We start from the raw sequence: 12888 nt of genomic DNA, 5'->3' as shown, positions 1-12888 counted from the left end.
TCAGTGCCATGTCTGTCGTTCATAGCTCGTTCTACCGTTTTACCCCCATCTCTGAGCCGACCCGCTTCGCCGAGTGGCTGCGTGAGCGCGGTGCGGCGCTTCGGCTGGGCGGCGTCATCCTCGTCGCCGAGGAAGGCCTCAGCGCCGCCATCGCCGGCGAGGCCGACGCGGTGCGCGCCTTCGAGGCCGAGTTGCAGCAGCAGCCCGGCTTCGCCGACCTGCACTGCAAGCACAACCACTGCGAGCGCCGGCCGTTCAGCCTGCTGAAGGTGTCGGTGAAGCGCGAGATCGTTGCGTTCGGCATCCCCGGCGTCAGCGGCGGCGACGCGCTGGATACGCATGTGAGCCCGCAGCGCTGGCGCGAGCTGCTGGACGATCCCGACACCGTCGTGCTGGACAACCGCAACAGCTTCGAGTTCAAGCTGGGGCGCTTCCGCGGCGCCATCGACCCTGGCGTGGCCCACTTCCGCGACTTCCCGGCCTATGTCGAGGCGCACCGCGACGAATGGCAGGGCAAGACGGTGGCCATGTACTGCACCGGCGGCATCCGCTGCGAGAAGACCGCGGCCTGGATGCAGGCCCAGGGCCTGCAGGTCGCGCAGTTGGACGGAGGCATCCTGAATTTCCTGGAGGCCTTCCCCGACGCCGCGGCCGACTGGCAGGGCGAGTGCTATGTGTTCGACAAGCGCATCGCCATCGACGCCGCCGGTCACGAGACCGGCACGACGGCCGAGCAGGTGTTCACCGACCCGGCCGACGCCTGGCGGCTGGCACGGGCGAAGCGGCTGGATCCGGTTTAGAGCGGGCTCCAACGCAGCTGCACATAGCCCTCGGGCCCCCACACATTGCGGCCCGGCGCCGCATTGGCCTCGGCGTGCCGGCCGGACAGCAGGTTCTGGCCGCCCAGCATCAGCTCCAGCCCGGGCGCCGCGCGCCAGGCGTAGTGCAGGTCCAGCACCGTGTAGGCCGGCACGGCCGGGTTGGGCAGCGCGGCCACGCGGCGCAGGCCCAGGTCCAGCTCGTGGCGGGCGTGCGGCTGCAGGCTGGCGCGCAGCTGCCATTGCTGGCGCGGGTCGTTGCCCAGCGCGGACGGCCCTACCGGGTCGCGGCTGCCGGGCTGCACGGCAAGGTCCTGGTGCAGCCGGTTCAGCCCGGCGCTGAGCTTCAGCCACGTCAACGGCTGCCACTGGCCCCAGGCCTCCAGCCCCCAGCTGCCGCCGGCGATCATGTTCTGCACCATCGCGTTGGGCGGTGGCTGGCCGCTGCGCAGCCGGCTCCAGTCGTGGTGGTACAGCGTGAGCGCGTAATTCAGCGACGGCATGGGCTGGCCGCGGTGGCCCAGCTCGACGACGCGCGCCACCTCGGAGACGAAGTCCGGCCCGCCGGCGATCAGGAAGGGCGGTTGCGGCGGCAGACGCAGGTCGCGGTCCAGCCGCGCGGGCGCCCGCACCGCGCGTGACAGCGACGCCCACCACTGCTGGCGCGCCGACGGCATCCAGCCGACGCGCAGGCTGGGCAGCGCCTCCCAGCCGGTGTAGCCGTTGTGTTCGAACTTCGTGCCGACCGTCAGCTGCCACTGCTCGTTCAGCTGCCACTGGTCCTGCACAAACAGGTTGAGCCAGCGCTGCGTGGCCCGATCAGGCGTGAAGCCGAAGAACAGCCCGGGTGCGATGCGGTCGCGCGCCCGGCGCCAGCCGCCGCCCCAGTCGAGCTGGTGCGCGCCCCAGCCGACGCTGTGCTGCAGCTCCAGGTCCAACACCGAATAGCGCGGGCTGTACAGCAGCCGGTCTTCGCGCGTGACGTGGTCGTAGTAGGCGCGGGCGCGCAGCCGCGAGCCGCCGTCCAGCCGGCCGGTCCAGCGTGCCAGCACGTTCGTGCCCGATGTGCGCACGCCGCCGCGGTTCAGCCCGGCGAGCACACGGTCCTCGGTGTCGCCGCGGTAGATATCGCCTTGCAGCGTCACGCCGTCGCCGTCGTCCAGCCAGTCGGCGCGCCAGCCCAGCTGCTCGCGCCGGGAGGCGTCCGTCGTCGCATTGCCGGCCTCGCTGACGCCGGCCTGCTGGCGCTGCAGCTTGGCGTAGGCGCGCCAGTGGCCCTGGCCCGGCAGGCTGCCGCCCCAGCGCAGGCCGGCGCTGCGCTGGCTGGCGCTGCCCGTGGCCACCAGCATCAGGCCCGGCGTGGCGGCGGCCGGCTTGCGGATGATGTGGATGATGCCGTTGACCGCGTTCGTGCCCCAGACGCTGCCGCCCGGCCCGCTGGTGACCTCGATGCGCGCCACGTCCTCCAGCATCACGTCCTGCTGGTCCCACTGCACGCCCGAGAAATAGGGCGCGTAGACGGTGCGGCCATCGATGAGCACCAGCAGCTTGTTGCCCACCGCGTTGTTGAAGCCGCGCGCCGTGATGGCGTACTGGTCGGCGTTGAGGCGGGCCACCTGCAGGTTGGGCGCCAGCCGCAGCGCTTCGGGCAGGCTGCGCGCGCCGCTGCGGCGGATCGCGTCGGCGGTGATGACGTACAGCGACGCCGGCACGCGCGCGAGCTTCTCGACGCGTCGCGACGCCGAGCTGACCTCGACGGCCGACAACTCCTCGAGCGACAGCCGGGTCAGGTCCTGGGCCGACGTGGCACCGCCCAGCAACGCCGTGGCGGCCGCGATGGCGCCCGGTCTTAGCATGCGCGGCCCGCCGACCGGATGACTGGGTCCATGAACTCCGGCATGACGGCCTCCTTCGTTCTTCGGGTGATCCAGCATAACAACGCCGTCAGCCGGTGGTGGGGATTTGCGGGTGGCGCGAGGCCCACCGCCGGACGGGGTTGCTGTGAAAGCCCGACAATCGGGCTTCCGCTTTCAGTCCGCACCCATGTCCCACCTGATCGTCCACGGCGGCACGCCCCTCTCCGGCCGCATCACCCCCTCGGCCAACAAGAATGCCGTGCTGCCCATCCTGTGCGCCACGCTGCTGACCCGCCAGCCCGTGCGCCTGCGCGGCGTGCCTGAGATCACCGACGTGAAGAAGATCGTCGAGGTCTTCCGCAAGCTGGGCTCCAAGGTCGAGCTGGACTTCAAGACCGGCATCCTGGACGTGCACCACCAGGACACGCATTTCGACCCCGCCACCGACCGCCTGCCCGAGGAGATGCGCTCCTCCATCATGCTGGTGCCGGGCCTGATGGCCCGCTTCGGCGCGGCGCGCATCGAGGACGACGTCAAGGGCTGCACGCTGGGCGCCCGCGAGATCGATCCGCACGTGGAGGTGTTCCAGCGCTTCGGCGCCGACGTGGAGCGCCTGCCCGACGGCCTGGTGCTGCGCGTGAACCGCCCACTGAAGGCCAACGACCACTGGACCGACTACGCCTCCGTCACGACCACCGAGAACTTCGTGCTGTGCGCGGCGCTGGCCGACGGCGCCTCCACGCTGACCAACGCCGCCAGCGAGCCGCATGTGCAGGAGTTCTGCAACTTCATGTCGCTGCTGGGCGCCAAGATCGAAGGCCACGGCACGTCCAAGCTGAAGATCAGCGGCGTCAAGGAACTGGGCGGCGCCGACTACACCTTCACCGAGGACTTCCACGAGATCGTCACCTTCCTCGCGCTGGGCGCCATCACCGGCGGCAACGTGCAGGTCAAGAACGGCGCGCCGGAGATGTTCCCGCTGCTGGACCGCACGTTCGCGAAGTTTGGCGTCGAGATCGTCCACGAGGACGGCTGGAGCCGCTGCGTGACGAACGGCCCGCTGAAGGTCAAGGAGCCCTTCACGCGAAACATCCTGCAGAAGGTCGAGGCCGCGCCCTGGCCCTATGTGCCGGTGGACCTGCTGCCCATCTTCGTGGCACTGGGCGTGAAGGCCGAGGGCAGCGTGATGTTCTGGAACAAGATCTACGACGGCGCGATGGGCTGGACGTCGGAGCTGGCCAAGTTCGGCGCGCACGCCTTCCTCAGCGACCCGCATCGCATGATCACCTTCGGCGGCAAGCCGCTGAGCCCGGCCGAGGTGGAGAGCCCCTACATCATCCGCGTCGCCATCGCGCTGCTGATGGTGGCGGCCAGCATCCCCGGCAAGAGCGTGATCAAGAACGCGACGCCGATCCGCCGCGCCCACCCCAACTTCGTCGAGCACATCGGCGAGCTGGGCGCCCGCATGGAGTGGGTGGAAGGCGACTGACCATGCGCCGGGTCTGGGTGCTGGCGGGGCTGCTGATGGCGGCTGCCGTCCAGGCCGACACCATCCGCTGGGTGGCGCAGGACGTGCCGCCGCACTTCAGCTTCGTCGACGGCCGCGCGCCGCGCGGGCCGGCCGAGCTGGCCAATGGCGAGGTGGACGGCTTTCTGCGAGTGCTGCTGCCGCGCATGGCGCGGCACCGGCACGAGTTCGTCGAGGCCAGCACGGCGCGCTACGAGGCGGCCAGCCGCGGCGGCGAAACGCTGTGTTCCGCGCTGCACGTGCGCACCGCGCGGCGCATGGAGTGGCTGTACTTCTCCCACCTGTACCCGTCGCTGGCGTCGCGCGAGATCCACGTCATCGTGCGGCGTGACTTCGTCGATGCGCTGGCCCAAGGCCGGCCGCAGGACAGACGCCTCACGCTGGTGGAGCTGCTGAAGCGCTCCGAGCTGCGCGTGCTGCTGGCCAACGACCGCTCGTTCGGCCCGCAGATCGACGGCATGCTGGCCCGCCACGTCGTGCCGCGCCTGGCCGTCGGGGCGCAGCTGAGCAACCAGCTGCTGGACATGCTGCGCGCCGGCCGCATGGACTACACGCTGGAGTACCCCGCCGTCGTCAGCGACTACCTGAAGCGCGCGGGCGACCCCGACGCGCTGGTGGCGCTGCCGCTGGCCGAGGGCTTCACGACGCAGCTGGCCACGGTGTCCTGCAGCCGCACGCCGGAGGGCAAGCGCCACATCGAGGCCATAGACGCGGCCGTGCGCCAGCTGGCGCGCGAACCCGACCGCGACGCCTGGGTGCGCGACTGGCGCGGCAGCCGCCAGACGTCCACGGATCAGCGCCGCCTGAACGCCTACATGGACGAGCGCGCCCGGGGTGGCCCGCGCATCGAGTAGTGGCTCGTCCACCGAAGCCAGTCTTGCCCTTGCGCGATGGCGTCGCCGCCAGCGCGGTGTTCTGCCCAACCGGACCATGGACGACGATGGCCGCCTTCCTCGCCGAGCGGTTGCCGCGCGTCGGCGACTGGCCCGAGCGCCTGGCGCGCGGCGACGTGGTGGATGACCACGGCCACCCGGTGGATCCAGCCTACCGGCCCAACCGCCGCGTCTACTACTGGCGCTATCTCGACGTGGAGCCCGACGTGCCGGGACGCGAGCGCATCGTGTTCCAGGACGCCCATCTGCTGGTGGTCGACAAGCCGCATTTCCTGCCCGTCACACCCAGCGGCATCTATGCCCGCCAGACGCTGATGGCGCGGCTGCGGCATGCAACGGGCCTGGTGGACCTGATCCCCATCCACCGGCTGGACCGCGAGACCGCGGGCCTGGTGGTGTTCAGCGTGCGGCGCGAGGACCGCGATGCCTACCACCGGCTGTTCCGCGAGCGCGAGGTCGACAAGGTCTACGAGGCCATCGCAGGCTTCGGCGACGGCCCCTGGCCGCGCGTCGTGCGGCACCGGCTGGTGGAGCCCGACGGCGACGACTTCATGCAGATGCAGGTGGTGGACGGCGAGCCCAATGCCGAGACGCGCATTGATCGGATCGAGCGCCTGGACGGCGGCTTGGCCCGCTACGAGTTGCGTCCGCTGACCGGCCAGCGCCACCAGCTGCGCGTGCAGATGAACGCGTTGGGCCTGCCCATCCTGGGCGACCGCATCTACCCCGTGCTGCAGCCGCACGAAAACCCGCCGCGCTTCGATGCGCCGCTGCAGCTGGTGGCGCGCGCGATCGCGTTCACGGACCCGGTGACGGGCCAGCGACGTGAGTTTTCACGGGGCGCCGTCACAATCGCGGCCTCATGACGCCCTCAGACGCCCAAGCCCAGATCCAGGATCTGCGTCGCCAGCTGCAATCGCTGCTGGAGGCCGCGCATGCGAACGAGCGCAAGCTGGACCGCTTCGACGCGCTGGAGCGCCGCCTCGTGGCGGTCAGCTCCATGGAGGAGCTGGTCAATCTGCTGCTGGTGGACTGCCGGGCCGACTTCGGCCTGGACGCCGCCGAGCTGTGGCTGCTGGATCCGGACGGCGAACTGAGCCGCGCGCTGCCCAGCCTGCCCATGGTCAAGGCGCCGCAGCTGCTGGACAACCATGGCCCGCTGAAAGACATCTTCGGCGCCGCCCGCACCACCCGCCTCATCGGCCCCGGCCATGACGAAGCGCTGCTGCGCAAGGCCTTCGATCCGCAGGCCACCGTCCGTTCCGCCGCGCTGCTGCCGCTGATCCGCCAGGGCCTGCTGATCGGCAGCCTGCATTTCGGCGCGAATGACCCCGAGCGCTACGACGCGGCTTCGGGCACCAAGTTCCTGGACCGGCTGTCGGCCATCGCGGCCATCGCCATCGAGAGCATGCTGAACCGCGAGCGCCTGCGCCGCGCGGGCATGACCGATGGCCTGACCGGCGTGCACAACCGGCGCTACTTCGACCACCGCAGCCTCATCGAGTTCAGCCAGGCCGTGCGCCACCGCTACCCGCTGGCCTGCCTGTTCCTGGACATCGACCACTTCAAAGCCATCAACGACGGCCACGGCCATCCGGCCGGCGACGAGGTGCTGCGCCAGGTGGGCGGGCTCATCCAGCGCTCGCTGCGCACCGGTGACCTGGCCGCGCGCTATGGCGGCGAGGAATTCGTCGTGCTGCTGCCGCGCACCGACCTGGCCGGCGCCCGCGAAGTGGCCGAGCGCATCCGGCAGATGGTGCAGGAGGCGCCGTTCGTCATGCCCGAGGGCGGCACCGTCAGCGCGACGCTGTCCGCCGGCTTGGCCATGCTGTCGTCCGATGCCACCAGCTTCGCCGAGCTGCTGTCGGCCGCCGACCGGGCGCTCTACGAGGCCAAGCGCGCGGGGCGCAATCGGACCATTGCGGATACCGAGGGCGAGACCGCCTGACTTTGGGTGTGCGGGCTGGGCGAGGGGCTTACCTCAGCCACTGCAGCTGTAGCGTGAACATGTCGCCGCGGCTGCCGTAGGTCTTGCCGAACAGGAAGGCGGTGTTCAATGTCACCGTGTCGGGGCCTTCGTCCCACAGTGTGGCGAGCAGTGCCGGTCCGGCGCGGTGTGACTGGCGCTCGCTCGGCAGCCAGTCGTTCCACTTGCCGACTTCGCCAAAGCCCTGCACGCCCAGCCGCCAGCCCGGCGCGACGCGGTAGAGGCTGCGCCACTGGTACTTCAAGCGCGTCTGCCGCCGGCGGTCGTCGTACTCCCAGAACACATTCGCGTTCAGCTTCAGCCGGCCGAGGTCGGTCTGCCACAGCGGCCCCAGCTCCAGCGCGGTGCTTTCGCCGCGGTTGCGGATCAGCTGCATGTGGACGCCGAGGTCGTAGGGTTTCTCGCCCTGGGTCAGCAGCACGACGTTCTGCCAGTTCCAGCTGGACAGCTTCATGTCGGAGCGGCCGGTGCCAATCCAGCTCGCCAGCAGCCGTGTCGTCCAGCGCGTGTTGACGCCCCAGCTCAGGCCCAGTTCGGGCCACAGCTGGGCTGGCTCATCGTTGGCCTTGACGGTCCAGTAACGCAGCTCCGTGCCAACGCGGCCGGCCTGGTCGTAAGGCGTCACGACGTAGTAGCCGGGGTCGGCCAGCGCCGGCAGCGCGTTGCCGGCGGCCAGCCAGATCCAGATCGAGGCGCGGGATTTCATGTGCCGACTCTAGGGCCTGTTAACACTACGGGAGTAGGTCGCGAAGGCCATCCGTCAGGGGGCAATCAAGGCGCAGCGCGCCGCTCGCATTGATATGCGAGCAAGCGGTGCAACGCCGAGTGGCCTCTGACGGATGGCCTTCCCTCCGGGTTGAGGCCAGAAAGCCCGCGCGGCGTTGCAAATGCTCGCCGGGTGTGCAAACCGGCTCCGCTTTGCGCCTTGCTTACGGGCTTTCTGGCCTCAACGCGACCTGCTCCCGTCGTGTTAACAGGCCCTAGGGCAAGCACGGGGCATGGCGGCCGCCCGGCGCGCGGCGCGCCGCTGACAATGAAGCGTTCTGGCCGTATGCAGATGAGCACCGAATCCCCTGACGAGCTTCCGGGCCGCGAGACGCGGCGGCTGGGGTCGCTGCGTCTGCGCCTGACGCTGGCCCTGCCGCTGCTCAACGTGCTGGCCGTGGCCGCCTTCGAGTGGAGCCTGGGCGGCGACGCGCCCACGCCCGAGGGGCTGGCGCGGCTGGCCTGGCTGGTGCTGCTGCTCAGCGCGGCCCAGCTGTTGCTCGTCGAGTTGTGGATGCTGCGGCCGCTGCGCCGTCTGGCGGCGGGCTGCGAGGCGATGGAGTCGGTGCCCATGCCGCTGACGACGGACGGCGAGGGCGCCGCGCCGCGGCTGGCCGTAGAGCTGGACCGCATCGGCCATGCGATGCAGCGGGCCCGCGATTCGCTGTGGCAGCAGGAGCAGGCGGCGCGCGAGCTGCAGCGCGAGCTGACCGAGCAGCGCCAACAGCTGGACCAAGCCCAGGCCACGCTGGAAGCCAACCGGCGCGAGTTGGCCAGCCTGGAGCGCGTCGACACCTTGACCGGCATCGCCAACCAGCGCGTGTTCGACGAGGCCCTGCGTCGCGAGTTCAAGCGCGCCCAACGCCAACGCGGCCTGCTGGCGCTGGCCGTGCTGGACCTGGACCAGTTCCGCCAGTTCAACGAGACGCATGGCCGCGAGGCCGGCGACGCCGCGCTGCAGCGTGTGGCGGCGCTGCTGTCCACGCGCTTCAAGCGCGACACGGACCTGGTCGCCCGCCTCGGCGGCGAGGAGTTCGTGGCCTTGCTGCCCGGTTTTGGCATGGCGGAGGCGCAAGGGGTGCTGGAGTCGCTGCGCGAGGAACTGCGCGCGCTACGCCTGCCCGATGGCTCGTCCGAGCAGCCCTTGACCGTCAGCATCGGCCTTGCGGCGGCCAGTCCGGCCCATCCCTACTTGAGCGCCCAGGCCCTGCTGCAGGCCGCCGATGAGGCGCTCTACATCGCCAAGCACGCGGGTCGCGACAGGTTGAGCCTTGCCGCCTGAGTTGTCAGGCCGCCGCAGGCCGGCCGCCCCTCCAGCGGCTGCCGTGGATCCGGCTCTGCCGGGCCACTGGCAGCGCCCCCTCGAAGGGGGCCGGCGTCAGCCGGTAGGGGGTGAGCTAATTACCTGCCGTGTTCCTTGGCGGCGAGGATCTGTTCGTTGACGCGGCGCGCGGCGCGCAACACCAGCGTTTCGTCCAGCTGCGCCTGCGGCGCGATCTGGCTGGCGATGTCGTCCAGTTGATCGGGGTGCTCCAGCAGCGCCCAGGCCACCGTGGAGATGGCCGCCACGCTGCGGCGCACCAAGCTGTCCGGCATGGTCAGCGTGGCCTGAACCTCCACGTGCTGGCGCACGCTGGCGACGGCCGCCGGGGCCAGGCCCCAGCTCTCGCACAGCGCGGCGCCCAGCGCGTCGTGGCTGACGCCGAAGGCCGTCTTCTCCAGCTCCACCAGCTCCGCGTCGCGCGTGGCCGCGCGCAGCATGGCGGGGTAGTGTGTGGGGGCGTGGCGGTACAGCACCGCCTTGCCGCATTCCTCGAACAGGCCGGCCGAGTGGGCGGCCCACGGGTCCACGCCCAGCATCTGGCCCATGCGGCCCATCAGCAGGCCGCGTTGCGATGCGCGCGTCCACACGGCTTCCAGTTCCGCCGCCGCGGGGAAGGCCGCGCGCAGGCCCATCTCGAACGTGATGGCCGCCACCTCACGCATGCCGAGATACGTCAGCGCCTGGTGCACTGTCTGCACGCGGCCGCGCAGGCCGTACAGCGACGAATTGACCGCCTTCATGACGGCGGCCGCCAGGGCCATGTCGGTCTCGACCAGCGCGGACATGGCCTGCAGGTCGATGTCCTCGGCCGCCATCAGCAGCGAGAGCTTGACCAGGACCTCGGGCTGGGTCGGGATCTCGATGTCGAGATTGCGCAGTTGAGGATCGACGGGCATGGCTTGGTGTGGCGGCGGGGGAATGGCCGATCGTATGTCAGTTGCCCTGGCGTCGCGTCGAAACCGGCCGGGTAATGCGACCCTGGCGGGCCGCCTATTTGATGAATGCGTCGAACGCGGTTTTCAGGATCAGCGCGCCGACGACGACGATGAACACGCCCCGCACGAAGCCCGCGCCATGCTTGAGCGCCAGCCGCGTGCCCAGCAGGCTGCCGGCCACGTTGGTCACCGCCATCACCGCGGCGACATGCCACCAGACGTGACCCTTGCTGGCGAACAGCATGATGGCGAACGCGTTGGTCAGCAGGTTCATCAGCTTGGCGGTGGCCGACGCGTGCAGGAAGTCGTAGCCCAGCACGCGCACGAACAGGAACACGAAGAAGCTGCCCGTGCCGGGGCCGAAGAAACCGTCGTAGAAGCCCACGGCCAGCGCGATGCCGCCGGCCACCAGCGCCTCCGCGCGGCCGGCGTAACGTGGCCGGTGCTCGCGGCCCAGGTCCTTCTTGGCCAGCGTGTAGAGGAACACGGCCAGCAGCACCAGCGGCAGCGCCTTGCGCAGGCCGTCGGGGCTGACCATCGTCAGCACCCAGGCGCCCGTGAAGCTGCCCAGGCCCGCCAGCACGGCTGCCGGCATCAGCCGGCGCCAGGGCAGCGACACGCGCTTCACGTACTGCACGGTGGCCCAACCGGTGCCCCAGATCGCCGCCGCCTTGTTGGACCCCATCAGCGTGGCCGGCGCGGCATTCGGGAAGGTGCTGAACAACGCCGGCGTCAGCACCAGCCCGCCACCCCCGGCCACGGCGTCAATGAAGCCCGCCAGCAGCGAGGCGAGGGCGACGATAGCGAGGTCAACGAGCATGTCCAAGAATCCAATCATCGACGCGGCCGTCGTGCCTTCACGGGCCGAGCGCCGGGCCGCTCCCAAGCCGGCCCGTCTGGCGATGTGCGAGCGGGGCAAGCCCCGCGAGCATCGCCGTCCCCTCGGGGGACCGACCGGGCTCGCACGCGTCCAGCGGCGAGCGCGGGCGAGGGGCACAAAATAAAACGGCCACCAAGGGGTGCCTTGGTGGCCGGTGGGATTGTCTTCGGGGTTACGAAGCAAACCTTGTGCGCTATGCGCTTGTCTTGTCTCCTCACAACCCGCCTGGCGGCCCTGGGAGAGCCCCGGAACCGCATCGAGTGAAAGGACTGTATTGCCCCGCCGCGGTGCATGAAACTGGGGTAAGCCCGGGTTTGCGGTGCGCGAAAGGGAAACGTCGCCCCAAAGAGGTGCATTTTAGGCTTCGATGCGCGGGTGAAAATGACCGTATGAGTCGCCTGCTCCGCCTGTGTTCGTTGCTGCTGGCTGCCCTGTTGAGCGGCTGCGGCGGTGGTGGCGGCGGCGGGTCGGACACCGGCGGCGGCGGCGGCACGCCAGGGGTTGGTGGCATAGGGCAGACGCTGACGTTGACGCTGCCCGCCAGCGGCCTCGCGCCGGCCGATCTGGCGGTCATCGTGGCCGAAGGTGATGCGCTGTCCGAGGCGGCCGGCGCGGCCTATGTGGCGGCGCGCGGCGTGCCGGCCGCCAACCTGATCCGGGTCAAGGTCAACACCGCCAGCCCGACGATTTCAGCGGCTGACTTTGCGTTGTTAAAAACCGACATCGACGCCAAGCTCGCCGCCGCAGCGCCCGGTGTCCAGGCCACCTTGCTGACCTGGGCAGCGCCCAGCCGCGTGGTGGGCGCGTGCGCCATGGGGATCACCAGCGCGATGGCGCTGGGCTATGACACCCGCTACTGCAATCCCAACCCGGCCACCGACACCTGTGCCAGCACGAGTGCGTCGCCGCTGTACGACAGCGAGTCGCGCCGGCCGCAGGCCGAGCTGCAACTGCGGCCATCCATGCTGCTGGGCGCGACGACGCTGGCCGGCGCGCAGGCGCTGATCAACCGCGGCGTCGCGGCCGATGCGACGCGGCCGGCCGGCGACGGCTGGCTGGTGCGCACGACCGATGCCGATCGCAGCCCGCGCTGGTCCGACTTCGCTGCGCTGCCCGTGGCCTGGAGCGGCACGCTGGCACTGAACTATGTGGACAACAGCGAAGGCGCCGGCAGCGCCAACTCGCTGTCCGGCAAGACCGGCGTGCTGTTCTATCTGACCGGCCTGGCCAGCGTGGCCCAGCTGAACACGCTGCAGTTCCGCCCCGGTGCGCTGGCCGACACGCTGACATCCACCGGCGGCCAGCTGCCGGCGGGCGGCGGCCAGATGCCCATCACCGCCTGGCTGGAGGCCGGCGCGACCGCGAGCTACGGCACCGTCGAGGAGCCCTGCAACTTCCAGCAGAAGTTCTCGCGCGCTTCGGTGCTGATCGACCACTACTGGCGCGGCGCGACCGCCATCGAGGCCTACTGGAAGGCCGTGCAGTGGCCGGGGCAGGGCCTGTTCATCGGCGAGCCGCTCGCACAGCCCTTCCGCGATGCGCCCAGCTTCGCCATCGTGGGCGGCGAGTACCAGATCAAGACGCGCAACCTGCGGCCCGGCTCGCGCTACAGCCTGGAGTACCGCACGCTCGCGGGCGGCGCCTGGACCTCGCTGGCCGAGTTCACCGGCGTGCGCGGCCAGGCACTGGATGCCCGCGCGCCGCTGCCGCCGGCGGCGGCCCAGCAGATCCGCTGGGTCGGGCCCTGCTCCGACAACGCCGCCAACCGCTGCCCGCTGGCCGTCTCGCCCTAGGGTTTGCACCGCCGTTCGGACTCGCCCGAATGCGGGGGAGTTCCGATCGCTGGAGGCCGGGTTGCCGTGGACACTCGCGGCCCGCCGCGTCGGTCAGGCGCGGTGACGC

The 12888-nt window shown here is 70.5% G+C and carries 11 protein-coding genes; 7 read left to right on the top strand and 4 right to left on the bottom strand.

Going from position 1 to position 12888, the window contains the following annotated elements:
* Positions 1-8 precede the first annotated feature (8 nt).
* Positions 9-800: an oxygen-dependent tRNA uridine(34) hydroxylase TrhO gene (gene trhO / locus J2X21_RS21795; RefSeq protein WP_310332151.1), complete on the top strand. Its 792-nt coding sequence runs from the start codon at positions 9-11 to the stop codon at positions 798-800.
* On the opposite strand, the gene J2X21_RS21790 is transcribed toward trhO, so the two are convergent.
* The gene (locus tag J2X21_RS21790; RefSeq protein WP_310332149.1) at positions 797-2674 is read right to left on the bottom strand and encodes a TOL_0244 family TonB-dependent receptor; all 1878 of its coding nucleotides are present in this window, start codon (positions 2672-2674) and stop codon (positions 797-799) included. The two genes, trhO and J2X21_RS21790, sit on opposite strands and share 4 nt — an antisense overlap.
* A gap of 187 nt (positions 2675-2861) precedes the next feature.
* On the opposite strand from J2X21_RS21790, the gene J2X21_RS21785 reads away from it, so the two are divergent.
* From J2X21_RS21785 to J2X21_RS21770, 4 genes are all read left to right on the top strand, one after another.
* Complete coding sequence (locus J2X21_RS21785) at positions 2862-4163, top strand: UDP-N-acetylglucosamine 1-carboxyvinyltransferase (protein WP_310332147.1); 1302 nt, start codon at positions 2862-2864, stop codon at positions 4161-4163.
* A 2-nt stretch (positions 4164-4165) separates the two neighbouring features.
* Complete coding sequence (locus tag J2X21_RS21780; protein WP_310332145.1) at positions 4166-5056, top strand: hypothetical protein; 891 nt, start codon at positions 4166-4168, stop codon at positions 5054-5056.
* Positions 5057-5142: 86 nt separating this feature from the next.
* Positions 5143-5961: a pseudouridine synthase gene (locus J2X21_RS21775; protein ID WP_310332143.1), complete on the top strand. Its 819-nt coding sequence runs from the start codon at positions 5143-5145 to the stop codon at positions 5959-5961.
* Positions 5958-7043, top strand: a complete 1086-nt coding sequence (locus tag J2X21_RS21770; protein ID WP_310332141.1) for a GGDEF domain-containing protein — start codon at positions 5958-5960, stop codon at positions 7041-7043. The genes J2X21_RS21775 and J2X21_RS21770 overlap by 4 nt, the downstream gene beginning before the upstream one ends.
* A gap of 28 nt (positions 7044-7071) precedes the next feature.
* Here J2X21_RS21770 and J2X21_RS21765 read toward each other — a convergent pair whose 3' ends face one another.
* Positions 7072-7788: a hypothetical protein gene (locus tag J2X21_RS21765; RefSeq protein WP_310332138.1), complete on the bottom strand. Its 717-nt coding sequence runs from the start codon at positions 7786-7788 to the stop codon at positions 7072-7074.
* 351 nt (positions 7789-8139) lie between these two features.
* Between J2X21_RS21765 and J2X21_RS21760 the strand changes: the two genes are divergently transcribed.
* Positions 8140-9129 (top strand): GGDEF domain-containing protein, encoded by a 990-nt coding sequence (locus J2X21_RS21760; protein WP_310332136.1) that lies wholly within the window; start codon positions 8140-8142, stop codon positions 9127-9129.
* Positions 9130-9248: 119 nt separating this feature from the next.
* Here the strand turns inward: J2X21_RS21760 and J2X21_RS21755 are convergent, their stop codons facing one another.
* Together J2X21_RS21755 and J2X21_RS21750 are read right to left on the bottom strand one after the other, a co-directional pair.
* Entirely contained in the window at positions 9249-10067 is an 819-nt protein-coding gene (locus J2X21_RS21755; RefSeq protein WP_310332134.1) for an HDOD domain-containing protein, read from the bottom strand.
* A gap of 94 nt (positions 10068-10161) precedes the next feature.
* Positions 10162-10926, bottom strand: a complete 765-nt coding sequence (locus tag J2X21_RS21750; protein WP_310332131.1) for a TSUP family transporter — start codon at positions 10924-10926, stop codon at positions 10162-10164.
* 449 nt (positions 10927-11375) lie between these two features.
* On the opposite strand from J2X21_RS21750, the gene J2X21_RS21745 reads away from it, so the two are divergent.
* Positions 11376-12779 carry a TIGR03790 family protein gene (locus tag J2X21_RS21745; protein WP_310332129.1) on the top strand — a complete coding sequence of 468 codons (1404 nt, stop codon included), beginning with the start codon at positions 11376-11378 and terminating at the stop codon, positions 12777-12779.
* The last annotated feature ends 109 nt before the right edge of the window (positions 12780-12888 follow it).

The organism is Roseateles asaccharophilus (assembly GCF_031458115.1).
Taxonomy (GTDB): Bacteria; Pseudomonadota; Gammaproteobacteria; order Burkholderiales; family Burkholderiaceae_C; genus Pelomonas; species Pelomonas asaccharophilus_A.
The sequence above is the reverse complement of the archived record's forward strand: the minus strand, read 5'-3'. Positions and strand labels throughout refer to the sequence as shown.